The sequence below is a fragment of the Arthrobacter sp. YAF16 genome, from assembly GCF_052113385.1.
Lineage (GTDB): Bacteria > Actinomycetota > Actinomycetes > Actinomycetales > Micrococcaceae > Arthrobacter.
The window spans coordinates 225,374-251,087 of sequence record NZ_JBFRDC010000003.1 but is presented as its reverse complement, the minus strand read 5'-3'; the positions used below and the strand labels follow the sequence as shown (position 1 = coordinate 251,087).

Genomic DNA, 25,714 nt, shown 5'->3' with positions numbered 1-25,714 from the left:
ATCCAGACCAGCCTTCCGCCGCATCCATCCAGTGATGAATCCAACGTTGAAGGTGGGGCCACAAATAACCGCCACAGGTGCCCGGCGAGTCATGAAGTGGGGCCGGAAATAACCGTCCTGCCGGGGCCATATAAACCTGTCACAGCCAGCCCAGCGGTGCTACCGCACCAGGGTGTCCCACTTCCTTGGGTTTTGGGCGCTCGTAAGTTATGAGGCATCCCGTCAAGTTAGGCGGCGTCCTGCTGCATTATGTCCCAGACCTCCTGGCGAGCCGCAGGAAAATCGAACTTCCCGCCAGACATCAGCGACGTGACTCCCTCAAGAGGCCACTCGGTCAGCATCCCATAGCGAGCCGAGAAGATGCCCAGCCGGTCGATGTTGTACTGGTTTGAGTAATCCAGCAGCGCGTAGCCAAGAAGCTGATACACATTATTGGGTTTCAGCACGTCTGGGCGGAGTCCCACCTTGTTCTTGGGAGCAAGGGTGGTCTTTATGTCGATTAGCAATCCATCCGCGATGAGGTCAGCTTCCGCGGCGATGCGTCGAGCAGAGCCAAGTTTCGAGAGATCGAAGGTAGGGCCAAGGCTAAACGGACCTGTGAGGTTCGGAATGAGGCGTTCTTCGGAGAGTTCCCTCAGTGCGACTAGTTCAGAGACAGCGGCATCATCTGCTTGCTGAAGCATCGCGTCCACGGTGAAGTCGCCGCTATGCACCAGGTCGGGTACAAGAGGAGCCCATGCAGCGCCTGCCCGGTGTGCACTGACGCAGAGAGCAAGAGCCCAGGCGGCCCGAGCGGCTAGCTCGCGATCGCCCGACCGGCCGACGAGGCTCGCCAGTTCGTGGACAACCTGGTGGTAGGTCGCGTGGAACGGATAGAGGATGAGCGCAGACATCGGTGTCTCGTCAGGCTCAAGGATTAGACGCACGATCAAATCGACAGCAGTTCCGACGTTGCTGGCGTTCGCCCCCATGGAGTCGATGACGAGATCGCCTGCAAGCGCCTTATATTCGGCCTGAAGCGGCTTCATATTGGGAAAATTGGCACGGACATATTGACCAATCGAGGTCTTCGGATCTGTGACGTCCTTGCTGAGGAACCCTGTGGTGTTGAACATAGTTAGACCATAACTGGGAGGAACGACATTGCCCGCCACAATGCCTACACATCGCCCATTCACGGGTGTCCCACTTCCTTCCAGCTGAACGTCGGGACGCCCGGATGGTCGATCTGTCATTTTCCGAAGTCGTCTGCACACACTGCCCTGAAGGTACGCGAGTTTTGCAGGCGGGTATGGACACTTGGTGTCCGTACCAGCCTACACAGCAGCATTTAGTCGCCGGACGAGTGGTGCTAAACGGCGCCCTGTTGATCAGCCAGTGCTCGTGATCGCCTATAGAAGGTTGCTCGGGACATTCCCAGGTCCCTGGCAACCTGCGCCGCGGGCTCTCCACCTTTGACCAACTGAACAGCACTTCGAATCTGGCTATCAGGAACCCGGCGGGGCCGGCCGCCAAGGTCCAGGCCAGCCTCTCGTCGCTTGTTAGGCTTGTTAATGGAGTCCGTAACGCGTTCACGCTTGATCTCGTGTTCCATCTGCGCAAGGGCGGCCATGATCGTGAACAACACAGAGCCCATCCGTGTTGCTGTGTCGACGTCTCCTCCGCCCAAGTTCAGGACGCGCAGGCCGGCACCCCTGCTGCGGAGTTCGTCGGCGAAGGCAAGCATGTTTTGGGTGGAGCGCCCGAGCCGGTTCAAGTCGTGATGACGAGGGTGTCACCCTCCATGAGCGCGTCGAGTGCTCGATCGAACTGTGGCCGCGACGCGCGCGCCCCGGAGACACCCTGGTCGACGTAGAGGTCATCGCGTCGAACGCCGGCGGCCAGCAGATCCGCCCGTTGCCCGTCTGTGGACTGCTGCCGCGTCGAAACCCGTGCATAGCCAATAAGTTTCGACATGACTGCCTCCCACGTGTCTCATAACTAATGATTAGTACGCCGATTCAAACAGAAGGTTTCGAGACATAGTTATGAGAACCGCCGAGCGCTGAGGAAGTCGCGTGAATTCACAGGCACCACGAACCTGCCGTGTCGGCGCACGTTCGTCGGGTGAGACGTCTCGTTTCCCCAGGGGTTCCGAGACAAAAATGGCTTGTAGCGATTAGGGCACCTTCACCGGGTATTTTGCGGGAGTGATATACGGGACACCTCGAGCAGCCTCCTTGCAGAACCCCAGGTCAGGCAAGGTGTCGGGGTGATGGACCGGCTCACGGGCCCGATGGAATCGGTCGCAAGAACAGTCCGGAATTACACGCCGGGGCGGCGGCGAAAGCCTCGGAGCGCTGTAATTCAGCGCAGGCGGCGCGCAACCGGTCAAATAGCTCACAGAACGCATGTGTTAGGTTCGATCCGATATTTTTCCACGTCAGGGAGTAGTTTCAATGACCTCATCGCGACCTTTTCGACTACTCCGCGCCGAGTTGTGGGATCAAGAGGACGTCGAAGTCGACGTGGACGTCGCGCCGCGGGCAGGCGTCGGCTCTTGGACAACTTTGGTCACGGGTCGGAACGGGTCTGGGAAGTCACGCCTTCTTTCAGCGATCGCGGGGGCTTTCGATGCGCTAGACGGCAGACATATTCGCAACAGGCAGCCGATCGCCGTGGAGTATCTACTCGGGGAGCGGGAGTGCGCTTTCCGAGTGGAGGGCAGAAAAGTGGTCGCTTTCATCGATGGAAGGTTGGTAGAGGCGGAGAAGTTGCCGCGCCCGGGCGCCGTGGTCGCCGCGACGGCAAGCGCTTTCGACAAGTTCCACTTGCCTCGAGATACTCGATTTCTCGATCCCAACTTAACCCAGTCGAGCTATCGATATCTGGGTTTGCGAGATGCGAGAGGGCGAGTGTCCGCACGCGCAGGCATCTACAGGGCATTAGAGCAACTGTTCGACGTCAGCGACGAGGAGCAATACCGTCGCCAACGCGTCTCTGAGGTCTTCCGATATCTCGGCTACAGCCCGACCGTGGAGGTCACCTACACCTGGACGCATCGCGGAAGGGACCTCGCGAGGGAAACAGGGACCGATTCGACGCGTGCGGTCGAGCGGTATCTTGAGGATGCGAAAAGTCGAGGGATGGGTCTGGCCCGAGACGCTATCCCGAAATACTTCTTTGGGGACGCGCGAGTCGCGCGGGAACTCGCAGCATCTGTTGACTTGTTGCGGGGGTTCAGCGATGGTCGCGAAGTGCGATTGGTGGCCGATTTTAGGAGGCCGAACCCCGGGGGTGAAGACCAGCTAAGAATGGCGAGGCAGCTCACGCGCGCAGGAATCGTCCAGATGTCGGAGGTGACTTTGTGGCGAGAAACTTCAGGTCGCCGTGTTGAGATCACCGACGCCAGCTCCGGCGAATTGTCCTTGGCCGCAACGCTGCTCGGCATCGCTTCATCGATCGAGGATGGCAGCCTGATCCTCATCGACGAGCCTGAGATCAGCCTCCATCCTCAATGGCAATCTGAGTACCTTGGTCTACTGACGGAAGCATTCTCAGCTTTCCGAGGCTGCCACTTCATAATCGCGACGCACTCACCAACACTCGTGGCTGGCGCGGGTCACGAGCTGACAAATATTGTCAATCTTGAAAGACCCGCCGCAGCTTCGAGCGAACCCTCGTCCGGTCGGTCGGTCGATGAAGTGCTTTTTAGCACCTTTGGGGTCGTAACGAAAAATAGTCTGCACCTCCGAGACCTCCTTGTAGCGGCGTTGCGGGGAGCCGAGGACGGTGAGCTCGCCACGGCCAAGTACGACGAAGAAATGGCCGAACTGCAAACGGCCCGACCGGAACTGCCCTCAGACGATCCAGCCGGCGTACTCATCGACAGCCTTGTCCGCATCCGAACTCAACTCGCCGATAAGAGCGTGTCGTGATTTTGAATCCAATAGTGTACTGCGAAACATCATCCGCACTCGTGGCGCGGTACGACGCCGAGCCAGACAAGGCCTCAAAATACTGGAGTGATGAAGAGGTGACCCCCGTCCGCTTGGAGATCAAGGCGTACTACATCAAGGAGCAACGGCACCTTTGTTGCTACTGCGGTCTCCCAGACCCGTCAACTCACGGGCTCGATTGGGACGTCGAACACGTCGTGTCGCAGAAGCAGCGCCCGGAGTTCTTGTTCACGCAGGTGAACCTCGGAGTCGCTTGCAAAGAATGCAACGGAAGTAAGCGCGACAAAGAAACTCTCGTAGATCCTACAGCCGTCGCATATCCATCGACGTCGGATGCATTCCTTGTCGTCCATCCGCACTTTGACGAGTGGTCCGATCACATCCTGCGTGACCATCTCACGTACGCTTCGTTCACAGATAAAGGGAAATGGACGATTAAAGAATGCAGGCTCACCCGCTTCGACGAGCGAGTAATCGGGCTGCGGTATGCGATCTCGGACAGTCGCTACGAAGACGAGGTGCRAAGTCTCCTCGCCGGCGGTTCGACCCTGCAACAGATTGCCAACCTCATCCGGCTCTCTGTTCCCACCGAAAGTACGGCGGGTTCTGACGACCGCGTCGCAAGCTGACTTAGACCCGTCTGAACTACTTTCACACCCGACGAAAGTCAGCAACTCCCTCAAGTGCCGCCTAAATTGGTGACTGCCAACCCGTAGTCGGGATGCCTGCTCGGGCCCCGACGTTCGAGGCGGCGATGTGCACTCGTCCGGATAGAGGATCCCTTTCCAGGCACCGAAACTAACCTCCGGACCGAGGCATGTGTCTCATGACCTCGGTGTCTCGAATCCCTAGCGATACAAGACAGCCCACGGACCAACGGGCTGGCTGTGCAGACGGCTTGGACACTCTGTGCAGCCGACTTCGAAAACTGGCACGATCAGAATGCTCTCCCTAATCTGAATGCGCCAAAAGCTATGCCAAGGGAGAGGGCCGCCAAGAGCGTGCAGACTGGACTTGCGGACGGCGCGTTGACTCGATGCCCTGGTCAGTGACTAGACGCTGACGCTGAGCCGCTGAGCGGTCTCCTTCAGGGTATGACCCTCACTGCGTAGCTGCAGGGCCGTTTCAAGCTTTCCCTCAGTCATGGTCCGCGGCCGGCCACCCAGCCGGCCTCGGGCCTTCGCGGCAGCCAGTCCGGCCTTTGTCCTTTCGGACAACCGGGAACGTTCGTACCCTGCAAGGGAAGCGAACATGTCAAAGATGAGCTTGCCGTGCGCGCTGGTGGTATTAAGCCACGGCTCCGCTAGGGAACGGAACCCTATCCCCCGCTGGCCCAGCACCGTCACTATGTCGGCCAGGTCCGCCGTACCTCCGGCCCAGCCTGGTGAGGTCGGCAACCGTCAGCACGTTGCCCGGCTGCAGGGAGTCCAGGCACTCCATCAATCGCGCCCGGGTCTGCGTCGCCCCGGAAGCGTATTCCTGGAACACGCAGACTGCGCCGGCCGACACCACCGCATCAACTTGAGAATCCAATGACTGCCCCCCCCCCCCCCGAGTACTGACCCTCGCATATCCGATCACGTTGCCTTACGTATCGCCCGACTCCGAACGGCCTGACACCGGCCCCGATCGCTAGACCCCGGCGCGGGGCATCTGGGGACGCGCCACGCCGGTAGATTCACCCCCTTGTCACCGGAACCTGCCGGAATCGGCTTCAATGGCCAGATGACCACAACCATCTGGAAAAATCTTGTCGTCGAGACCCAGTTCGCCACAGAGCTGACCCTGAGCGGGCTTCGGAGGCTATGCTCCGTCCCTACCGACCCTGCACTGGTCCAGTGGGGCAGCAACGAGCTGAACTACGCACTTCACGTCGGGATGTACTCGTACTCGTCTGGCCTAGAACGCCTGTGCAAGCTGGCGATCGCCTGCAACGGGTACGCGACCACCGGAGAGTTCCCGAAAGTCCGCAAATACTCCCACAAGATCGGGGACCTACTCGACGCCGTTGAAAAGTTATCCCCACCCCCTTCGAGCCCTGGTAGCGCGCCACGTACAGAGGGGTACCTCGTACGGCCCGTGGATGGCCTCGACCCCGACCTAACGAACACGGTCCAGCGGTTCGCCAGCGGGGCCGGACGGTATGAGCACCTGGACTCGCTGTCGAATGACGACGCCGAGGTCAATACCTACAACGAGTGGGCTGCACTCGCGGCGAGGTCTTCGATCTCCGAAGAAGTGCGCCGACTCATCTCGCTCAAGGAGGCAATGACGTACGCGATCGGATCGGAACTGGCCGACGACGGGCTCGAATCGTCCGGGCAGACGGTGATGGAAGACTTGGAGCTCCCGATGTTTCAGCCATCGGTCGGCGTAGTGCTCAGCCTGTTCCGGAAGGTCCGTTGGGTGTCAACGATCCTCGATGTCTCCACTTACTACACGAGCCCGAATCTCCCAATCCTCGGCGAGGTCGTCTCTCCAACCTTCATCCACAAGTCTGCGGACTTCTTCAACTACCACATCGCCAGATTCTCCGACGATGCTGTCGTCGAGGAGGAGCTGGCGGAGGTGTACGAACGGATTCACGTGCGCGAGGCAGAAACGGACAGCGAAGACTTCGAAGAAAACGGGATCAAGGTGTGACCTTTTTGCACGGAATCGGTTGTTTTTGACTGGCGATGTTGCGCTACTCAGCGTCCCGCGCAAGTCCTTATACAAGGCTCCCCCTGCCTGAATGTTTGGGCCTCTGCCCTGCCGCTAATGTCTCCGTGCCGGCGGGAGGAAATTTGCGTCATAGAATCACGGTGGTTGTCCGTTCGCCGGGGCGAAGCGTCCATGTACCAGGGGAGAGACGAGATTGGCCAAGCTGAGACACTTCACCGTGGCGGAGCTGATGGGAGCCGGTTTTGATGGATTCGTTCCGTTCGCCAGCATCCGTCAGCAATATTCACAGGGCGACGGCGGGATACCTTTGTCACCAGGCGTCTATGTAGTTGTTCGTCAGAGCACAGACCTCCGTCGTTCCTGACCAAAGGCTTCGGCGGCACACACAAAGCCAAGAAGGCCAACGTGCCGGTTGCCGAGCTGGCTGCCAAGTGGGTGCCGGGGGCCTCCGTGGCCTACATCGGTAAAGCCAGCCAGCGCAAGAATCTTGATGGCTTGTGGGGTCGTATCAGCGAATACGAGAAGGCCGGACACCCAGGCCAGACACACAGCCACAGCGGCGGCGAACGCATCTGGCAATTGGCGGATGCACGTGACCTACGGGTGGCTTGGAAAGTCGTACCTGACAAAGCCGAAGAGAGATTGGAAACGGCCATGATTCTGGCCTTTATGGATAAGTACGGGCGAATCCCGTTCGGTAACCGAACGGCCAGCTAAGTGAAATGCCCGCCCGTCACGCGAGGCTTTGCCTCTAGTTCTCGTTGCCACTCTCACGCGTCTGTTCACCGGTTTCACCGGGTTCATCAACAGCATCGTCCGGATCATCTAAGTCCTGCATCTTCTTGAAAGCTGCCTTCAGCTTTGCCTTTGCCGTCGCTGTGAGCCGAAAGGTCGCATGTCCGGCGTCACTGCGCCACCGCAGCTGCCGTGGCATACACGTCAGCAGGCATAGGCCGGTGCAGCCTCCAAGTAATCGAAATCGGCTTCTCCCCTGCATGCTGCACATAGTCCACCTGCCCGAGGCACGTGTAGGGAACGGTCAGCCCGGTCTCGTCCTCTGAGGTACCCCGAGTGAAGATCAGGATTTTCGACCCATGCGCGGCCCGCGCCAGGTACCGCTTTCCCGTCGGGCTTCCCGGCGACGTCGCGTTCTGCGATTCCCAGTGGAACAGCTCCGGGCTGATGGCGTAGTCCTTGTACATCGTGGTTGCCGAGTGCTTCTTGTCATCTTTGTTGAGCGTGACGAAGAAGGCGTCTGTGGACGTCGCCGGGCACCAGGCCACGCCCTCGCGGTGCTGCACGTTCTTGCCGAGTTCCAAAGAACCGTATTGCAGGGCCGCCAGGATCTCCTCGCGCCGGTAGGTGGCGTGCGAGAGCAGCGGGACGTGCCGCAACCCGGCGCCCAGACCCTTGGCGGCGTGCTTGGACGCGGCCACGCCGAGCTTCACAATCTGGCGGATCTCGCTGGAGACAAACTGGTAGCCGCGCAGGTACTCCAGGCCGGCGTCGTACGACTGGAAACCGCCGCCGTCGTCCCAGAGCGTGTAGAACAGCATGCGCGCGAACGTCTGCTCCCGCATGCCGAGCTCTGCATAGCGGGGGGCATCAGCACCGACCAGCATCGAGTACGCCGCGGCGCGTTCCGGGTCATCCACGTGGATCAGCGCGGCCATCCGGCCGAGGAGCTTCTTCTCGTCGGCGTCGGAGAGCTCCTGAATCCTTCCGCTGAGGACCTCCTCCAACGGCGAGAACCCCTCGATCAGGCCGGCCTGGCGAAGGTAGCCGGTCCACGAATCCCTGGTGGACCGGTAGATCGACTTCGCGTCGTTCCCGGACCGCTCCAGGTAGGCCTCCAGCTCGGTCTCCGCGTACGAGGCGATGTCCCGGACCAGCTGGGCGCGGTTGAACCGCAGCTGCGCCTTGATATTGTCCAGGACCACTTTCTGCGCCACCCGGTCCAGCACGATCTGCGAGCCCGACGGCAGGTAAGGGAACTCATCCTCGACAGCCTTTTCCAGCTCTTTGCGCCCGTAGCCGGTGAGCGCCCGGTAGCGCAGGTCGAAGCGGAACTCACGGTGCTGCTGGCCGATGAAGTCCAGAACGGTCAGCACTGCCTTGCCTTCGGCGCGGCGCAGCCCGCGTCCCAGTTGCTGGAGGAAGATCGTGGCGCTCTGCGTGGGGCGGAGCATCAGGATGGTGTCCACCTGCGGCAGGTCCAGGCCTTCATTGAAGAGGTCGACGGCGAAGATGCAGTTGATCTCGCGTGCCGCGAGCCGTTTCAGCGCCGCCGCGCGGTCGGCGTCGTCGGTGCTGCCGTCGACAGCGACGGAGGCGATCCCGGCGCGGTTGAAGACCTCGGCCATGTAGTGGGCGTGCTGGACCGAGACGCAGAAGCCGATGGCCCGCATCTGCTCGGTGCTGGTGACCTTGTCGCGGAGTTCGCGGCTCACCTTGGCGGCGCGGGCGTCGTTGCCGGTGTAGAGGTTGTTCAGCTGTGCGGTGTCGTAGTTGCCGCGCTTCCATGCCAGCTGGCTGAGGTCGACGTCGTCGGAGACTCCGAAGTAGTGGAACGGAACCAGAAGATCGGCGTCCAGGGCGTCCCAGAGGCGCAGTTCGCTGGCGGTGCGCCCGTCGAAGAACTGCTGGGCGACGTCGACGCCGTCGCCGCGCTCCGGCGTCGCGGTCAACCCGAGAAGCTGCTCCGGCTTCAGGTGGTCCAGCAGCCGGCGGTAGGTGGGCGCCATGGCGTGGTGGAATTCGTCGATGACCACGACGTCGAAGAAGTCTGGTTCCAGTTTGTCGATGCCAAGGGAGGACAGCGACTGGACGGAGGCGAAGATGTGCTTCCACTGCGTGGGTTTGTGCTCGCCGACGTAGAGTTCGCCGAAGGCGCCGTCCTGCATGACGTCGCGGAAGGTGCGCATGGCCTGCTTCAGGATTTCCTGGCGGTGGGCGACAAAGAGCAGCTTGAGGTCGTTGCCCACTGCTTCGCGAAGCCGCTTGTAGTCCAGCGCCGCGATGACGGTCTTGCCGGTGCCTGTCGCGGCGACCAGGAGGTTGTGGTTGAAGCCCTTGAGCCGCTCGGCTTCGAGGTCTTCCAGCATCTCCTCCTGGTGCAGGAATGGCTGAAGCTCCAGGCCGGTCGCTGCGCCGGGGATGGCCGTACGGCGGCCGCCGTTGCGTTCCAGCGCGGCGTCCAGCTTCTCGCCGTCGCGTTCGGGGTCGTAGCTTTGGAAGGCGCGCTGTTCCCAGTAGCTGTCGAAGGTGACCTCGAACTTCTGCAGCAGGGCAGGGGTGCCGACAGAGCTGAGCCGAACGTTCCACTCGAGGCCGTCCAGCAGCGCGGCTTGGCTGAGGTTGGAGCTGCCGACGTAGGCGGTGTCGAAACCGGAGTTGCGGCGGAAAAGCCAGGCCTTGGCGTGCAGGCGGGTGGCCTGGGTTTCGTAGTTGATCTTCACTTCCGCGCCGTAGCGGTGGACGAGTTGGTCGATGGCGCGGCGTTCCGTGGCGCCCATGTAGGTGGTGGTGATGACCCGGAGCTTGGCGCCGCGTTCCTTGAGTTGCGCGAGGGCCGGTTCGAGGAGCCTGAGTCCGGTCCAGCGGACGAAAGCGCAGAGCAGGTCTACGGTGTTGGCGGACTCGATCTCGGTCCTGAGTTCCGCGGCGAGGTTGGGGTCGTCCTTGCTGTTGGTGAGCAGGGCGGAGTCGCTCAGCTTGGTGGTGGGTCGGCGGAGACTGCGGCGCTTGAGCGTGTCCGGGCGGTGGAGGGACTGGAGCTGGGTGGGACCGGGCGCGATGCGGTCTGGGGTGTTCAGTTCCTGGAGAAGCTTGTTTGCGAGGGCCACGCGTTCGGCGGGTTTGGCCGCGGCCAAGGCCCGCCGGACTGCGTCTGCTACGTGGCGGGAGAGGACGTCCGGGGAGTCTTCGTCTTGGATATCTGCGAAGACCGGTTGGAGTTCTTGCTCTTGGCTCAGGTGGCTGCCCAGAGTCTCCGTGCTAAGCAGTTCATACAAACCCTCAGGCAGCTGCTCCGCTGTCCCTCCCCCAATGAAATTAGTCACCGCGCCAGGCTAATTGATGAGGCTGACATTCGCCGGGTGACATTCCGTCGGCATGCGGCTCTCGTGTGCGCGAACAGCCTGCAGCAGATCAAAAACCCGCCGCTCAACCACGAACGCTCAAGCAGCGTCTTAGAGGCGGACTCCTAGCGTCTGTCCTCATAGCACGTGAACCGGATATCGCACGGTCCAGCAGTCTGCTCCAAGCCTGGGCCGGAGCCCAGCCGGCGTCCTTGTCCAACTGAGCTGCAAAAACGTTCCAAAGTGTACTCAGATCCAGGGCCTAGTTCCCGCCGTCGGCGATTCCCCCATGACCGATTTGTGTACCCCCGTCAACGGTAGACGGCGTCGATGTGGTGCCATCACGAACCCGTCCGGAACAGGCTTGTACGGCACATCGGGTGATCTATGGCTGGACTGAAATTGCCTGAGCGCCTCGACATCTATCTCACCGACTACCCAGTAGTCGCGAGTTCCACCTTTCAACCTGACGATGTCCCGCATCCATGATTCTTTGTACGGGGCACGAATCCGACTGTCTCCGTACTGACGATCGTTACACTGAATGACGTAGGCGTGCATGTCGAGTGATGCAGACTCGACAAGCGAATCGAACGTGCCGATGTCCTTGTTCCACTCCGGAACGAAAAGAGCATCGACATGGCCACTGAGACTCGCACGATACTTAATATTGGTTAGCTCACTACAAACTAACAGCGCAAACGAAAAATCGCCGTGCCTGATAACGGGTGGTGAAGTCCACCTGGTCCTGGCCTCCATCGTCAGTTCGCGAAGTCGATGAAGTTCCTTCTCCTCGCCGCGGGCCGGGCGTTGCTTGTCCTGGCGATAGATCATCATCGATGGAAATCCGAGCCCGTCGTGAACTAGGGAGACCCAAATCTGATTGTGAACCATGCCCGGCTTCTGATGCAAGTATTCCACTCCGGATATAAGAGATATCCCCCGGGCTTGAAGTTTTTGAGCAGTCCGGACAAACCACCGCGCCGGCATGGCCAGTTCCGGCAGGACTAAATACGCTATACCATCAGACTGCGAAATAACGTGATTCAGCAACTCGGTCAAACGAGAGTAGCGGTCGAGATTTGGGTCCGGGCACTTCATCACGGAAGCAGTCCAGCTGTCATAGTGAGTCTTCCAACTCCCCAAGGCAACCTTCTTCTTGCCCGAGCGGCGGTTGTTTTGAACGATGAGCGTCTCGGGATGAGCCGGAAGATTTTCCTCCAACTTGTACGGCATTTTGTCAGCAATTTGGAAGCCTCTGATCGCCAAAACAGCCTCATTCAGCGCTTGCTGACAGCTTTCCCCGAACGGGTCAGGGGCCAGCATGTAAATCTCAGCGAGATTATAGGGCCGGGTTGCGAATGCAACTCCGATCGGAACTTCCCGTCCTTCCCACTGTAGCCATGCGCCAACTGACGCAAGGCCTTCCGCGACTTCGGGCTGGAGCAACAATCCCGCATCAATCAAATTACCCGCGAGATCCGCAGGTATCCCCCTGCGGGAGACGAGCTCCTCCGGGAGACTTGAAAAACGTCGTGGGACGTGGGCCAAATCGTGATCAAATAGGTCTGCCTGAGCCCCTTGAAGGTCCTTAATACTCCAGTTCTTGATTACCAAGCTCTCAAAGTCCGCCGCAGAAAACTCGTTGATCCAATTGATTTCTTCAGTAGGAGAGAGCTGTGTTGGGAAGGCAGAAATAATGGCTTCATCCACCGAACCGAAAAGATGATGCCTCCAAGCAGTGAGAACATCAGCTTCAGTCGCTTTCGATTCCCGATCACCTTTAACTACAACGGTACAACTGGATTTCACCTCACGGTATAGCCCTACGAGCGCGCGGACAATTTCAGCGAGGTAATCGAAGTCTTTTGAAATTGTAGCCAGACGAACGACGCGCGGTAGATATATTGCGAGATCGAAGAAGTTAGGTAGGACCACCACGTGATCAATAAATGCGCGGTAAAAGGCCTGCCGATGCATCTCCCAACTGGCTGGTTCAAGGTCTCGCTCATAGGCCTCGAACGTCCGAAGCTTGAGTGCGAACCCCGCCCGGCGCATGGTCAACGAGTCGGCCTTCCGCAGGTTGTCAACCACGTCGCCGTCTGTCTGAGTCGCGGCAACCATGTCCGTGGCCACGACGCTGGCCCTTTCGGGGAGCCTCGGCAACGATCTCCATTCGCTTGCCCGCTCGTACGCTTGACGCGCGATTGACTCAACCATAACCAGGCCAGACTCCCCTTCGAGGAGAAAAACACGGTTCTTTTCATTGGAAAAGCGAATCTCGCTGCCCGTCAAATAGGAAGATTCGAAGGCCACACTATCGCCCGCCGTGTGGTCAAGACTGCCATTCGAGATCCATTTCAACTTGCCGTCAGCCCGCTTGAATATCCATTCCCAGAGCTCGGCGGAATTCGCGAACTCGGAACCATTCTCCATCACGAGCATTAAGTCGTCTACATAACGGCCATAATAAAGTGGAACCAGCTCCTTCTCGACGATTCTATCAAGTTCAATTAGGGCCATATTGGCTACTACCGCACACGCCGGGAGGCCAACCGGTAAACCTTTGCCCAATATCGACTTCATCGCCCACGCTTTTAGCGCTGAAACAAAGAGCCTGTTGAGCTTGTGTTCCGATGCTGTCAGCTCAACATTGAGCATTCTCTGGAAATCCCTCTGGAGCAAAAAGCTCGGGTCGAGGTGATGGTAGAAGGAAGTAACATCGGCTGTCAGCGCAACAACTTTTTAAGCATCCATCAGAGCCGAGCGCATCGCCCCGAGACCACTATCCCTCCATTTCTGGAATGGTCCGAGATAGGGTGCAAAAGACCCAAGCGACAGCGAATTTATTTCTTTATCTTTTCGTCTACGCAGCCGACTTCCGTAGGCAGATGTTGACAATTCCCGATCAAATTTATGTCCCACCTTGGAAATCCAGAGCGAGGAAAGCACATGAAAGTCAAGGGTGCACTCAGCCATAAGTCGAAATTCTGCCACCGGCGGGGCAGATTCAGCCGACTGCGCTTCGTTGCATTTGTTCCTCCAAGCCATTCCGGGATTGGAGAACTTGGCGCTGCCCAGAAACTCCTCGCCCTGAGTGAATCGAACGGACTTGGGCAGGAAAGTGTAGGAGCCCAGAAAATCCACTTCGTGAACCCAGGATTCTGATTCTCCGTTTATGCGCACGAGTAAATCCGTCAAGTTATCTTCAAGGTCGGTTTCATACGCGGCAATGCGATCAAGGGAAGGATTTGTTGAGTAGTACAGATCAACTTTTGCTTTTCGATAGGCAGTTCCCATATCGATCAATGAAAAAGTCATCATCCCCCGCGTCTTGCCACAGCTCTTGAACGCAGCGATGAGGCGGCGGTTCGCAACTTGGTCGATCTGCACCGGCACCGGACCGGCCCGTGTATTCCTCAAGATACTAACTGCCCGGAGCTACAACGCGGCGCGACTTCCCACGTGTTTTGTACTCGGTGACGACGTTCGAAAGAGGTTCAGCCCACGCATCTGGATGCAATTGCCGTTGTACTGGGGCCCTCACGAAGAACGCCGGAGCCAGCTCGGCCACTTCTACCAGATGCGCACTGCTGGTATGACACACATCGTGGGGACGCTCGCTTACGAAACGCAAGACGAACCCGGCAGACCTCCGGGATCTGGCTCCTCATGCCCATGGTCTTCGGCGCCCTCGCATCTCAGAACATGCAGGGCGTGATGAGTACGCGTACTTACGTGCAACGCGGCGATGCTGGGCCACACCTCCGCAAAGCACGCCTACGTTGCAGGCTCCCTTTCACCCTGCGCGCCGACCGGCCCGCGGGCCCCATTGCCCCGTAAACCCAGCAGCTACTGGGGCCAATCGTCCCCATCACTACTCGCCCCAAAAACATCCGGCCCCGCCAGGGTGCCCATAGGCGACGAGCAGGCAGCCTACGACGCGCCCCTCAACTTGCAGTCCTCACGCTCGGAACCACGGAACAGAAGGGCGCGCCCGGTCAGACCGGACGCGCCCTCCGTTTGCACCGAACCCGCGAGCCGGGTCAGTGCCTCCTGATCTAGTCGATCAGCGCCGGCTCCTTGGCACGCTCCGAGGATTCCGCAACCGGGGCAGCCTTCCGGTTCCGCTGGTTCAGCCAGCAACCCACCGCCAGCAGCGCCACGAGGGCGAAGGTGCTCAGGAGCTGAGGCCGGGAATCCTCGCCGATGAAGCCCACCGTGAAGATCGCTGCGAGGATCACCAGGCCAAACACCGTGAGCCCGGGGAAGCCGGGCATCCGGAGGAGCAGCTCGGTGCCCGTACGGTCGGCGCGGAGGCGCAGCGCGAGCTGGGCCAGGAGTGCGGACGTCCACACCAGCAGGCACGTTGAGCCCACGATGTTCAGCAGGATGGGAAGGACCATTTCGGGGAAGGCCAGTTCCAGCACGACCGTGACAATGCCGAAAGCGACGCTGGCCAGGACGGCCACCACCGGAACCCGGGCCTTGGACACCGAGGCCAGCAGGCGCGGCGCTTCACCGCGCTCCGCGAGGGAGTACGCCATCCGTGACGCGCCGTAGAGGTTGGCGTTCAACGCCGACAGCAGCGCGGCGACGGCCACCAGGGTGATGGCGGTGGCTGCGCCGGGCATGCCGGCGGCCTCCAGCACGGCGGCGAACGGGCTCTTCAGCCCGGCCGACCCCACCGGAACCACCGCCGCGATGATGAAGATCGCGCCGATGTAAAACACCAGGATGCGCCACAGCACTGTGCGGACTGCCTTCTTCACGCTGCGGGCCGGCTCGGCCGTCTCAGCGGCAGCAACGGAGACAATCTCGGTGCCGCCAAACGCGAACGCCACCACGAACAGCGCCGTCGCAATTCCGGCAAATCCGCTGGGCGCGAAGCCCTCCCCCATGAAGTGGGACAGGCCCGGCGACTGCACGCCGGGCAGCCAGCCGAACAGCAGCGCAGCGCCCACCAGGAGGAACCCGACTATGGCTGCCACCTTGAGCAGGGCAAACCAGAACTCGAACTCGCCGAAGTTCTTCACGCTGGTCAGGTTCACGGCCGTGAGCACCACGATGAACACGAAGGCCATCAGCCACACCGGCAGGGCCGGGAAGATGGTGGCCAGCAGCCCGGCGGCACCGAGCGCTTCGGCCGCGATGACCACCACCAGCTGGATCCACCACAGCCACCCGACGGTGGCGCCGGCCACCGGCCCGTAGGCCTTGGCGGTGTAGACGGAGAAGGCGCCGCTGTCCGGGTTGGCGGCGGCCATCTCGCCGAGCGCCCACATCACCAGGATGATCAGGGTGCCGGCCACGAGGTAGGAGATCAGCACCGCCGGGCCGGCGGCCTGGATGCCGGCGCCGGAGCCGATGAACAGGCCCGCGCCGATCGCGCTGCCCAGGCCCATCATGGTGAGCTGCCGGGGTTTAAGGGCCGCGCCGAGCGCGCGGGCAGACGTCTTTGTCTGTTGTTCCATGGGGAGTCCTCTGGTTGTAGGCGGAACGGAGTTAAGGGTTCGGGGTAAGTCAGTTGTCAGCCTGCGTGGGCTGCCAAAAGCCGGAGCACGCGGTTATTGGAGGCGGGGTCGGCCACGGTGATGCGAACGCCGTCGCGCTGGTACCCGCGCACAAGGATGTCTGCGCGGTCGAACGCCTCCACCAGCGCCTCCCGGAGAGTGTCATCGGCACGGATCCACAGGAAGTTGCCCTGGCTGGGCTGCAGTTTCCAGCCCTGCGCTTCCAGCTGCGCGGCCATCCGGGCGCGCTCCTGCTTGACGGCTGCCACCCGCGATTCCATCTCGTCCCCGGCATCCAGCGACGCGATGGCCGCCTTCTGGGCCAGCGCGCTCACCGAAAAGGGCAGGGCGGTGCGGCGCAGTCCCTCGGCGATGGCCGGTGCCGCCACGGCATAGCCCACGCGCAGGCCGGCGAGTCCGTAGGCCTTCGAGAAGGTGCGCAGGATGCAGACGTTCGGGTACTGGCGGTAGAGCGCCAGGGAATCGGGGCCGCTGCCCGCGTCGGCGTACTCCACGTAGGCCTCATCGACCACCACGAGGATGTCGGATCGGACGGACCGCAGGAAGGCCTCGATGCGTTCGTGGCTGATCGGCACGCCCGTGGGGTTGTTGGGGGTGCAGAGCAGGATCACCTTGGTGCGGTCGGTGACGGCCGCCGCCATGGCCTCCAGGTCGTGGCCCTCGGCGTCGTCCAGCGGGATGCGGACCGGCCGGGCGCCAGCCAGCTCAACCAGGATGGGATACGCCTCGAAGGAGCGCCAGGCGAAGATCACTTCATCGCCGGCGTCGCACAGTCCGGTGATGATCTGCTGGAGGACCCCCACGCTGCCGGGTCCCACCGCGACCTCCGCGGCGGTGACGCACAGGTGCCGGGCCAGCCGTTCGCGGAGTTCGACGGCGGCGCTGTCCGGGTAGCGGTTCATGGTGCCGGCCGCTTCGGTCACGGCAGCTGCGGCCGCGGGCAGCGGCTCGTAGTGGCTTTCGTTGCTGGCCAGGGCGGCGATGTCCAGGCCGGCACTCTTCCGTCCCGGGACGTAGGACGGCAGTCCGGCCACAGCCTCGCGAAGGGCGGGAAGTACGGTTTCCGGTGCGGTCAGGAGTTGATCATGGCTCATGAGGTCCGATGATGATTGTGACCCGCCACACAATGCAAGATACCCTCATCACATTGGGACTTCTGCTCAACTTCTACAGTCTGCGGTGAAAATATGACCACGCCGAACCCTCGTGCCCTGGATTCCCTCGACGGAAGGATCATCCTCGCCATGGACAAGGATCCGGAAGCCAGCGCCCTGGCCCTCTCGCGGACCCTCGGCGTCGCGCGGAACACCGTCCATGCCCGGCTGGCGCGGCTCGAGCGCAGCGGCGCCCTCCGGTCCTTCAGCCGCCGGCTGGACCCCGCCGCGCTGGGCTATGAGCTCATGGCCTTCCTGTCGTTGTCGATCAGTCAGACGCGGACCGGGGCGGTGGAAGACGGGCTCGCCGCGATCCCGGAGGTCATCGAGGTGCACGCCACCACCGGGGATGCGGACCTCATGGCCAAGGTGGTGGCACGCGGCACGGCCGACCTCTACCGCATTACCAACGAGATCCTGGGCATCGACGGCATCCAACGGACCAGCACCGCCATTTCCGTGCTGGAACTCATGCCACCGCGCTACGACGGCCTCCTGGCCCGGCTCTCGGAGCAGGAATCCCGTCCCGCCGACTGAGGCCCACGACTGGCACCACGCGTGAGCAGATTTTCACTCCAAACGGCTCATGACTGCCAAAAGTCCCGCCAAAAAGCAGCGCTCTTGCCGATCCGTGACTTAGCCCACACACTTCCTGCATGACTTCACTCACCGTTTCCGGCCGCGTGGCACAGGTTCTCAGCAGCTATCTCACCGATCTGTTCGGTGTCATGGGCAACGGAAACGTCTACTTTTTGGATGCCGCTGAGCAGCTGGGCCTCCGCTTCTCCGCAGTCCGGCACGAGGGCGCCGCCATCGCCGCAGCCGACGCCTACTACCGGACGTCCGGACGCCTCGCCGCGGGCACCACCACCTACGGCCCCGGCTACACCAACGCGCTCACCGCCCTGGCCGAGTCCGTGCAGGCGCAAATCCCCGTCTTGCTGGTCACCGGGGACGCGCCGAGCACCGGCGCCCGCCCGCAGGATGTGGACCAAGCAGCAATCGCCGCAGGCCTCGGCGCGGCCACCTTCACCGTCACCCGCGACGCCGCGGGCGCCATCACGCAGCAGGCGGTGGAGTACGCACTCACCAAGCGCACCGCCGTCGTGATCGCCATCCCCTACGACCTCGCCGCACTCGAGGCAGCGGATGAAGAGCTCCCGGCGCCGTTGGCACCGGCCGTGCGGGACGACGTCGACGGCGGCCTGGGGCAGGTTGCCCGCCTGCTCGCCGGGGCGCAGCGGCCGCTGATCCTCGCCGGCCGCGGCGCGCATCTCGCCGGCGCCGGCCCGGAGCTCCGGGAACTCGCCGACCGACTCGGCGCACTGACCGCCGGAACCGCGCTGGCGCTGAACCTCCTCGAGGGCGACGGGTACCTCGGCGTCGCGGGCGGCTTCGGCACGGACACCGCGGCCGGGCTCATGGGCGAGGCCGATGTGGTCCTCGTGGCCGGGGCAAGCCTGAGCCCCTTCACCATGCGGTTCGGGCACCTGCTCGCCCCGGAAAGCACGGTCATCCAGATCGACGCCGCCCTGCAGCCGACGAACCCCCGGGTGGACACATTCGTCAGCGGGGACGTGAAGTCTGCGGCGGCGAGCCTCCTCGCGCTGCTGGAGGCCCCGGCCTCGCCGGCCGTCGGCCCCGCAGGAGCCTGGCGCGCGGAGGCCCGCAAACGCCTGGCCGAGGGACCGGCCCACCACCCCGGCTCCGCGGAGACGCCCGACGGCCGACTGGACCCGCGCGCCCTTGCCGCAGCACTGGACGGGGCGCTGCCGGAGCGCCGCACCGTAGTCCAGGACGGGGGGCACTTCGTCGGCTGGGCGCCCATGTACTGGCGCATCCCGCGGCCGCAGGACCTGGTCATGGTGGGCACGGCCTACCAGACCATCGGGCTGGGCCTCGCCAGCGCCGTCGGTGCAGCCCGCGCGGTGGAGGACGGCCGCACCCTGGTGCTGGCCTCCGGCGACGGCGGTTTCCTGATGGGCCTCTCCGACCTCGAATCGCTGATCGGCGCCGCCCGCAGCGCCGTCGTCGTGATCTATAACGATGCCGCGTACGGAGCCGAAATCCATCAGTACGGCTCCCAGGGCCTGACCGAAAAGCCCATGCTGATCCCCGAGGTGGACTTCAGCGGCGTCGCCCGGGCCCTCGGTGCCGAATCGGCGATCATCCGTTCGTTGGAGGACCTGTCCGCGCTCACGGACTGGATCGACGCCGGCGCCAGGGGAACCTTCGTGGCCGACTGCCGAATCACGGCGAGCGTCCGGGCACCGTGGCTGAGCGAGTGGATGGAAGCCTCGCGGGCCGCGAAGGCGGCGGTGGCCGGCTGACGGAATTCACAGGTCCGCGGGCTACCCTGATCACCATGAAGGCAGCCCGGGACGCACGCTCCGCCGCCGTGGTGATCAACGCTGGATCACGCCGCGGGGCGGCGTCCGAGCAGGCCGTGGACGCGATGCGCGCGGCAGGCGTGCCCGTCTCTTCCGTGCACCGTGTGCGGTCCGGGGCGGACCTGGCCGCGACGCTTGACCGGGTGCTTGCGGACGGGCATGACCTGGTTGTAGTCGGTGGGGGCGACGGGACCGTCTCCTACGCCGCCGGCCGGGTGGTCGGCACCAACGTGGTGCTCGGCGTCCTCCCACTGGGCACCGCCAACGACTTCGCCCGCACGCTGGAGATACCAAACAACCTCGCCGAGGCTTGCGCCACCGTCGCCGACGGCAAGATAGTGGACATCGACCTCGGCCGGGCCAACGGTGAGCCGTTCCTCAACGTCGCCTCCGTAGGCCTCTCGGTGGCCGTGACCGAGGCGCTCAGCCCCCGCTTGAAGCGGCACCTCGGGCCACTGGCCTACAGCATCGCCACCCTGCGCGCTTATACCCGGCACAAGCCGTTCCGGGCCCGCCTCGAGTTCCCGGAGGGGGACCACCAGCCGCTGGAGCTCGGGGATCTGCTGCAGGTGGCGGTGGGCAACGGCCGGCACTACGGCGGCGGCAACACGGTCTCCCCCACCGCAGGGATCGATGACCACCTCCTTGATATCTACGCCATCCTGGCAGGGCCTCTGCGGGAGCACGTGAGCATCGCCCGGCTGCTCAAGGACGGCAGCTTCATCAAGCACGACCGGGTCTACCACCTGACCACCCGGCAGGTGCGGGTGATCACCGAGCCGCCGCTACCGGTGAACCTCGACGGCGAGATCGCCACCGCCACGCCCACCGATTTCACGGTCCAGCGCAACGCCGTCCACGTGGTGGTGCCCCAGGCCAGCACCAGCGCCTTATTCGACGGGCCGGGCGCCGCAGGCCCTCCTGAGGGCGTTGGTTCCTAAACAGTCACGCCCTAGCCGCCTCTCCCCTTAGTGTTGGTGCAGCCAACGAAACCGTTTGCCTTAGGCTTCCGTAGTGCGTTCGCGCAGCACCCGCAGGCACACTCAGGGAGGAGAAACAGTGGTCACCATCCGTGATGTCGCCGAGCACGCCGGCGTCTCCCCCGCCGCTCTCCCTGCTGCGGAGGAAACCGCTCTCACGCCGGACGTGCAGTGGTGGCAATCCGCCGTCATCTACCAGGTCTACCCGCGGTCCTTCGCGGACGGCGACGGTGACGGTGTGGGCGACCTCGCCGGGCTCGCCGCGCGCCTGCCGTACATCGCTTCCCTGGGGGTCGACGGGATCTGGATGACCCCGTTCCAGCCCTCCCCGCAGGTGGACCAGGGCTACGACGTGTCCGACTACTGCGGCGTGGACCCGCTGTTCGGCACCATGGAACAGTTCGATATTTTGCTGGAAAAGGCGCACGCGCTGGGCCTCAAGATCCTGCTCGACGTCGTCCCCAACCACTGCTCCTCCGAGCACCCGCTGTTCCAGGCTGCCCTTGCGGCCGGCCCGGACTCGCCGGAGCGGGAGATGTTCCACTTCGTTCAGGGTCCCGGGGGTGACGTGCCCCCGAACAACTGGCAGAGCGTCTTCGGCGGCCGGGCCTGGAGCCGCGCCAACCCTTCCTCAGAGACAGATCTCGACTGGTACCTGCACCTCTTCTCCGCCGAGCAGCCCGACTGGAACTGGCGCAACGCCGCCGTCGGCGACTACTTCGACGGCGTGCTGCGCTTCTGGTTCGACAAGGGCGTGGACGGGCTGCGGATCGACGTCGCGCACGCCCTTTTCAAGGCTGAGGGGCTGCCGGACTCGCCGTCGGAGGGCGGGGTTGTGGACGGGCTGCGGTCCAACCCTCAGGTCTCGGACCAGGAAGAAGTCCACGAGGTCTACCGACGCTGGCGCGCCCTGGCCGAGCAGTATGAGCCGCACCGCCTGCTGGTGGGCGAGGTCAACCTGGAACCGGCCCGCGCCGCCCGCTACACCCGCTCCGACGAGATGCAGCAGGCCTTCGCCTTCGCTTTCGTGAAGCTCGGCTGGGACCCGGAGGCCTGGGCCGCCGTCGGGAACGAACTCGAGGCTGCCCGCCAAGAACATGGCGCCACTCCGACGTGGGCGCTGGAGAACCACGACATTGTCCGCACCGCCACCCGGTTCGGGGGCGGCGAACTTGGCGCTTCTCGTGCTCGCGCGGCGCTGGTGACGCTGCTGGGTCTGCCAGGACCGGCGTACATCTACCAGGGCCAAGAGCTCGGGCTGCCCGAGGTCGACGTTCCGCTGGAGGCCCGGGTGGACCCGATGTGGGCCCGCGGCGGCGTCTGCCGCGACGGGGCCCGCGTGCCGCTGCCCTGGACCGAGGATCCAGCGCTGCACCACGGCTTCGCACTGGGCACCGCTGAAGGACCACCCTCCGAACCCTGGTTGCCGCTCCCCGCAGGCTGGGGCAGGCACGCCGTCGAACGGCAGGAGCAGGACGCCGAGTCCGTCCTGAACCTGACCAAAGCGGCGTTAGCGCTGCGCCGGAAGCTGTGGAAGAACGAGGTCTTCACCGCAAACGACGGCGGCACCTAGCGGGTCGAGGCCGGGAACCTGCTGATCTGCGAACGCAACGAACACTTCATGGTCGCAGTCGCGATGGGCGACCAGCCGGTGCGGGTGCCGGCCGGCACGGTGAGCTTCAGCGCTCAGCCGCTGGAGCAGGACGGCTGGCTGCAGCCAAACAACGCCGCGTGGGTGCTGCGGGGCTGACGCGAGCGTGGCAAGGTGGTGCCCCTGCCCGCCGCACAGGCGACGTCGGCACCTAAGACCCGGTGCCGCCGTCGTACTCGGCACTGCGGGGTTCCGCTGGTTATCATCACGCCAGGGGGCGCCGCCCATAAGATGAGGCATGGACTTTGCGGATACGCTCTGGACGGTTTTGGGGGCCGGGCTGGTTCTGCTGATGCTCGTTGACGTCTTTCGAACGCTGCTTTATCCGCACGGTTCAGGTCCTGTGGGCCGGGCGATCATGCGGGGGTTCTGGCTGGCGTCTAGAAAACTGCGGGGCCGGGGCTCCTTCATCGCGGCGCCGTTGGCCATGGCGGCTGTCATTGGCGCCTGGGCGGGCCTGGCGGCCATCGGCTGGGCCCTGCTGTACCTGCCGCATCTGACGGACGGTTTTGTATACGGAGCCGGGGTTCCCCTGCGGGCCGACTTCGCCGAAGCCCTCTACATCTCCCTGGTCACTCTCTCCACCGTGGGGTTTGGCGACATCGTGGCAACGCATCCGCTGCTCAGGCTGGTTGTGGCACTTCAGGCCGTCACCGGTTTCGGTTTGCTGACAGCAACGGTCACCTGGATCCTGCAGATGTACCCGGCCCTTAACCGCCGCCGGGCCCTTGCCCACGAGCTGAACTTGTTCAGGGAGGCCGCAGGTCCTGCAGGTGTACTGTCCGTGGAGCCCACGCATGCCGCCGGGCTGCTGGAGTCAATGGCCGGAAACGTAGCTCTCGTGAGCATCGATCTGCTTGCGTTCCACGAAACCTATTACTTCCGTGAAGTCGAGCAGCGCGGCTCCTTGCCAGCCACAGTCGCCTACGCCCAGGAACTGGCATCCCAGGCCCAACGCAGCGACAACCCTGAGCTCCAGTTCGCCGGACGGATGCTCCACGCCGCGCTGGATGGACTCGCGGACGTTCTTCGCGGCAAGTTCGGCCATTCAGGAACCACCTCTTCTGACGTGTTCGACAGCTACGAGCTGCACCACCGACACCTGCGGGGCAGGAAACCCGACACTAACTAGCGTGCGGGCAGCCGCTGCTGCGAACGCTGCTGTTCTGGACGCGTTCGGTGCCCTGTCCAGGGGCGACGTCAGGCTCGAAACCGGCTCCCGCCTTGCGGGCGGGATCCGGTTTCCTCCGGCTCCGTTGCCGGGGGTAGCGATGTTATGAGTCGTTGATCGGTGTCAGACTCCGGCCTACGAGCGCTGGGCGATGTTGAGGATGTTGCCCTCGCTGTCCAGGAACCAGGCTCCCTTCCCCCAGGACGCCGTGGCGATGCCGTTCTCCGTCTTCAGGCCGGGAAAGTCGTACTCTTCAAAGACGACGCCGCGGCCGCGCAGTTCCTCCATCTCGCGTTCCAGGTTGTCCGTTTCCCAGCCCATCTGGGTGTTCTTGGCCGTCCCCGCATTGTCAGTTTGGTACACGAGAAAGCGGGTTCCTTGGCCGCAGCTGTACATCACGCTGCCCTCCTCCATGGATTCGGAGGGTTCGATGCCCAGCTTGTCCCGGTAGAACTCCTTCGCCCTGTTGATGTCCTTCGCGGGGAGGACAGCCATGATGTTTGAATCCTTGAACATGATGAATCCCTTCAATGCGTCGATGACCGCAGTGATGGCGTTGCTCCCCCCGGTTTCGGTCCCCGGAATCATGGCCCGGAGCCCGTGACCGCCCCTCGCGCCTAGCCGGGGCAGCCACCTGGGACTCTCCGATGCCGCGCTACACCATCGCGGGCGCGAGGGGTCCCCGAAGCTTATGTGGCCATTATGGACCGATCTGGTCCCGCAGAAAATGGGTTATCGGTATCCCCAAAAGCGTTCCAGGACCGCCGGCTGCAACGGCGGAACCCGCCAAGGTGCTGCGCGGCTGACGCAACCGTGGCAGAGTGCTGGCATGGCAGCTTTCACCCAGTCTGACGACCTCCAAGGCGCACACTTCACCGACGTGAACCTGCGGGGCGCCCGGTTCGTCCGGTCCGACCTCACCGGCGCTGTGATGCGCGCGGTCGACGCGGCCGGGGCGGACATCGACGCCCCGTGGCTGCTCGACGCCGGGAACACCCTGCACATCAACGGCGTCGACGTCGTCCCCTTCGTCGAGGCCGAACTCAACCGCCGCTTCCCCGGACGCGCCGAGAGACGCGCCGGCGACCCGGACGGGCTACGTGCCGCCTGGGCCGTGCTGGAGCGGACCTGGCAGGCGACGCTCGAGCGGGTTGCGGCGATGCCGCCCGGCACGGTTGATATCTCGGTCGACGGCGAGTGGTCCTTCGCCCAGACACTGCGCCACCTGGTCATGGCCACGGACACCTGGCTTGGCCGGGGAATCCTCGAGCTGGAACAGCCGTACCACCCCATCGGTCAACCCAACGCCGAGTACGAGACCGACGGGTACGATCCGGCTGTCTTCTCAGCGGCGGCACCGTCCTACGCCGACGTGCTTGAGGTCCGGGCAGAGAAAACAGCCCTGGTGCGCGACTACCTCGCCAGTGTCACCGCGGCTGACCTGTCCGCGGCCCGCCGGAATCCGTGGGCCCCCGACCAACCGGTGACTGTCCGCTCCTGCCTGCACACCATCCTCAACGAGGAATGGGAGCACCTCCGCTACGCCGTCCGGGACCTGGACGCGATCGAGGCGGGGCTCGCCAGGTGGACACCCGGTCACGGCTGACGCGAAGACACACTCACCACCGGCACGTGGAAGTATTCACTTATGACTATGGACAATGATCCCGCCGACCTTCCGGCGCCAGCCGCCTCACCAGGCACAGACGCCTCGACCGACGTCGGCCGCGGCTGGGACCACATCGGGGCCATCATTGTCGATGCCACGTTGCAGCGGCGGCAGAACTACCACGAGACCGTCAAACCAAGGGTCGAGGCTCTGATTGCGGCATGGCCGGATGCCGCCACGACCAGCGGATTCCGCCAGCACCTCGATACCGGGAAGCTCTCGGACGTTATCGACTGGCCTTCTCCGGGCCGTCTCGCCCAGATGGAGGAAATCACGTGCGTGTTCGAGCGCGAAGGCATCGACACGGTAATGGAACTCCGGGACGCCCTGGGGGACCCGGCCAGGCGAACCGTTCTCCGTGAAGCCCTCGCGGCGGTGCGGCACGTCAGTCCAAAAACGCTGGATTACATCGACACCCTGAGCGGAACCGACACGGGCGCCTCCGGCATCTAGCCACGTGAGCAACCGGGCCTTCGGCTGCCAC

General features: G+C 63.2%; 19 protein-coding genes and 2 pseudogenes. 12 read left to right on the top strand and 9 right to left on the bottom strand.

Features of this window, described 5'->3' with window-relative positions; all coding sequences use genetic code 11:
* Window positions 1-227: 227 nt before the first annotated feature.
* Window positions 228-1,115: a hypothetical protein gene (locus AB4Y91_RS10350; RefSeq protein WP_441418390.1), complete on the bottom strand. Its 888-nt coding sequence runs from the start codon at window positions 1,113-1,115 to the stop codon at window positions 228-230.
* Window positions 1,116-1,351: 236 nt separating this feature from the next.
* Window positions 1,352-1,956, bottom strand: a pseudogene (locus AB4Y91_RS10345) (recombinase family protein).
* Between the two features lie 755 nt (window positions 1,957-2,711).
* Here AB4Y91_RS10345 and AB4Y91_RS10340 point away from each other — a divergent pair.
* Entirely contained in the window at window positions 2,712-3,917 is a 1,206-nt protein-coding gene (locus AB4Y91_RS10340; RefSeq protein ID WP_441418389.1) for an AAA family ATPase, read from the top strand.
* Entirely contained in the window at window positions 3,914-4,567 is a 654-nt protein-coding gene (locus tag AB4Y91_RS10335; protein WP_441418388.1) for an HNH endonuclease, read from the top strand. The genes AB4Y91_RS10340 and AB4Y91_RS10335 overlap by 4 nt, the downstream gene beginning before the upstream one ends.
* 423 nt (window positions 4,568-4,990) lie before the next feature.
* On the opposite strand, the pseudogene AB4Y91_RS10330 reads toward AB4Y91_RS10335, so the two are convergent.
* A pseudogene (locus tag AB4Y91_RS10330) lies at window positions 4,991-5,519 on the bottom strand (recombinase family protein).
* Between the two features lie 144 nt (window positions 5,520-5,663).
* Here AB4Y91_RS10330 and AB4Y91_RS10325 point away from each other — a divergent pair.
* Together AB4Y91_RS10325 and AB4Y91_RS10320 are read left to right on the top strand one after the other, a co-directional pair.
* Window positions 5,664-6,581, top strand: a complete 918-nt coding sequence (locus tag AB4Y91_RS10325) for a hypothetical protein (RefSeq protein WP_441418387.1) — start codon at window positions 5,664-5,666, stop codon at window positions 6,579-6,581.
* Window positions 6,582-7,007: 426 nt separating this feature from the next.
* Window positions 7,008-7,319 (top strand): hypothetical protein, encoded by a 312-nt coding sequence (locus tag AB4Y91_RS10320; protein ID WP_441418386.1) that lies wholly within the window; start codon window positions 7,008-7,010, stop codon window positions 7,317-7,319.
* Between the two features lie 188 nt (window positions 7,320-7,507).
* Here the strand turns inward: AB4Y91_RS10320 and AB4Y91_RS10315 are convergent, their stop codons facing one another.
* The 5 genes from AB4Y91_RS10315 to hisC form a co-directional block, all read right to left on the bottom strand.
* Window positions 7,508-10,663, bottom strand: a complete 3,156-nt coding sequence (locus tag AB4Y91_RS10315; RefSeq protein WP_441418385.1) for a DUF3427 domain-containing protein — start codon at window positions 10,661-10,663, stop codon at window positions 7,508-7,510.
* A gap of 267 nt (window positions 10,664-10,930) precedes the next feature.
* A complete protein-coding gene (locus AB4Y91_RS10310; protein ID WP_441418384.1) occupies window positions 10,931-13,342 on the bottom strand; it encodes a hypothetical protein in 2,412 nt (803 codons plus the stop codon).
* Between the two features lie 84 nt (window positions 13,343-13,426).
* Entirely contained in the window at window positions 13,427-14,080 is a 654-nt protein-coding gene (locus AB4Y91_RS10305) for a hypothetical protein (protein ID WP_441418383.1), read from the bottom strand.
* A 662-nt stretch (window positions 14,081-14,742) separates the two neighbouring features.
* The gene (locus AB4Y91_RS10300; RefSeq protein WP_441418382.1) at window positions 14,743-16,155 is read right to left on the bottom strand and encodes an amino acid permease; all 1,413 of its coding nucleotides are present in this window, start codon (window positions 16,153-16,155) and stop codon (window positions 14,743-14,745) included.
* Window positions 16,156-16,211: 56 nt separating this feature from the next.
* A complete protein-coding gene (gene hisC / locus AB4Y91_RS10295) occupies window positions 16,212-17,309 on the bottom strand; it encodes a histidinol-phosphate transaminase (protein ID WP_441418381.1) in 1,098 nt (365 codons plus the stop codon).
* A gap of 93 nt (window positions 17,310-17,402) precedes the next feature.
* On the opposite strand from hisC, the gene AB4Y91_RS10290 reads away from it, so the two are divergent.
* The 6 genes from AB4Y91_RS10290 (at window position 17,403) to AB4Y91_RS10265 (ending at window position 23,522) form a co-directional block, all read left to right on the top strand.
* Window positions 17,403-17,906, top strand: a complete 504-nt coding sequence (locus AB4Y91_RS10290) for an Lrp/AsnC family transcriptional regulator (RefSeq protein WP_441418380.1) — start codon at window positions 17,403-17,405, stop codon at window positions 17,904-17,906.
* Window positions 17,907-18,025: 119 nt separating this feature from the next.
* Window positions 18,026-19,699, top strand: a complete 1,674-nt coding sequence (locus AB4Y91_RS10285; RefSeq protein WP_441418379.1) for a thiamine pyrophosphate-binding protein — start codon at window positions 18,026-18,028, stop codon at window positions 19,697-19,699.
* A 35-nt stretch (window positions 19,700-19,734) separates the two neighbouring features.
* The gene (locus AB4Y91_RS10280; RefSeq protein ID WP_441418378.1) at window positions 19,735-20,700 is read left to right on the top strand and encodes a lipid kinase; all 966 of its coding nucleotides are present in this window, start codon (window positions 19,735-19,737) and stop codon (window positions 20,698-20,700) included.
* Between the two features lie 118 nt (window positions 20,701-20,818).
* Entirely contained in the window at window positions 20,819-22,312 is a 1,494-nt protein-coding gene (locus AB4Y91_RS10275) for an alpha-amylase family glycosyl hydrolase (RefSeq protein ID WP_441418377.1), read from the top strand.
* A gap of 48 nt (window positions 22,313-22,360) precedes the next feature.
* Entirely contained in the window at window positions 22,361-22,489 is a 129-nt protein-coding gene (locus AB4Y91_RS10270) for a hypothetical protein (RefSeq protein ID WP_441418376.1), read from the top strand.
* A 139-nt stretch (window positions 22,490-22,628) separates the two neighbouring features.
* Window positions 22,629-23,522, top strand: coding sequence for a potassium channel family protein (locus AB4Y91_RS10265; protein ID WP_441418375.1), 894 nt, complete (start codon window positions 22,629-22,631; stop codon window positions 23,520-23,522).
* A gap of 174 nt (window positions 23,523-23,696) precedes the next feature.
* Here AB4Y91_RS10265 and AB4Y91_RS10260 read toward each other — a convergent pair whose 3' ends face one another.
* Window positions 23,697-24,077, bottom strand: coding sequence for a VOC family protein (locus AB4Y91_RS10260; RefSeq protein WP_175323407.1), 381 nt, complete (start codon window positions 24,075-24,077; stop codon window positions 23,697-23,699).
* Between the two features lie 313 nt (window positions 24,078-24,390).
* Here AB4Y91_RS10260 and AB4Y91_RS10255 point away from each other — a divergent pair, with 313 nt between their 5' ends.
* Entirely contained in the window at window positions 24,391-25,167 is a 777-nt protein-coding gene (locus tag AB4Y91_RS10255) for a DinB family protein (protein ID WP_441418374.1), read from the top strand.
* Window positions 25,168-25,209: 42 nt separating this feature from the next.
* Window positions 25,210-25,683: a hypothetical protein gene (locus AB4Y91_RS10250; protein ID WP_441418373.1), complete on the top strand. Its 474-nt coding sequence runs from the start codon at window positions 25,210-25,212 to the stop codon at window positions 25,681-25,683.
* The last annotated feature ends 31 nt before the right edge of the window (window positions 25,684-25,714 follow it).

Coding starts and splice junctions, on each gene's coding strand:
- AB4Y91_RS10310 (WP_441418384.1), bottom strand. CDS start 13,342: ATGCTCAATGTTGAGCTGACAGCATCGGAACACAAGCTCAACAGGCTC.
- AB4Y91_RS10280 (WP_441418378.1), top strand. CDS start 19,735: ATGAAGGCAGCCCGGGACGCACGCTCCGCCGCCGTGGTGATCAACGCT.
- AB4Y91_RS10270 (WP_441418376.1), top strand. CDS start 22,361: ATGGTCGCAGTCGCGATGGGCGACCAGCCGGTGCGGGTGCCGGCCGGC.
- hisC (WP_441418381.1), bottom strand. CDS start 17,309: ATGAGCCATGATCAACTCCTGACCGCACCGGAAACCGTACTTCCCGCC.
- AB4Y91_RS10350 (WP_441418390.1), bottom strand. CDS start 1,115: ATGTTCAACACCACAGGGTTCCTCAGCAAGGACGTCACAGATCCGAAG.
- AB4Y91_RS10250 (WP_441418373.1), top strand. CDS start 25,210: ATGACTATGGACAATGATCCCGCCGACCTTCCGGCGCCAGCCGCCTCA.
- AB4Y91_RS10265 (WP_441418375.1), top strand. CDS start 22,629: ATGGACTTTGCGGATACGCTCTGGACGGTTTTGGGGGCCGGGCTGGTT.
- AB4Y91_RS10255 (WP_441418374.1), top strand. CDS start 24,391: ATGGCAGCTTTCACCCAGTCTGACGACCTCCAAGGCGCACACTTCACC.
- AB4Y91_RS10285 (WP_441418379.1), top strand. CDS start 18,026: ATGACTTCACTCACCGTTTCCGGCCGCGTGGCACAGGTTCTCAGCAGC.
- AB4Y91_RS10290 (WP_441418380.1), top strand. CDS start 17,403: ATGACCACGCCGAACCCTCGTGCCCTGGATTCCCTCGACGGAAGGATC.
- AB4Y91_RS10325 (WP_441418387.1), top strand. CDS start 5,664: ATGACCACAACCATCTGGAAAAATCTTGTCGTCGAGACCCAGTTCGCC.
- AB4Y91_RS10300 (WP_441418382.1), bottom strand. CDS start 16,155: ATGGAACAACAGACAAAGACGTCTGCCCGCGCGCTCGGCGCGGCCCTT.
- AB4Y91_RS10260 (WP_175323407.1), bottom strand. CDS start 24,077: ATGTTCAAGGATTCAAACATCATGGCTGTCCTCCCCGCGAAGGACATC.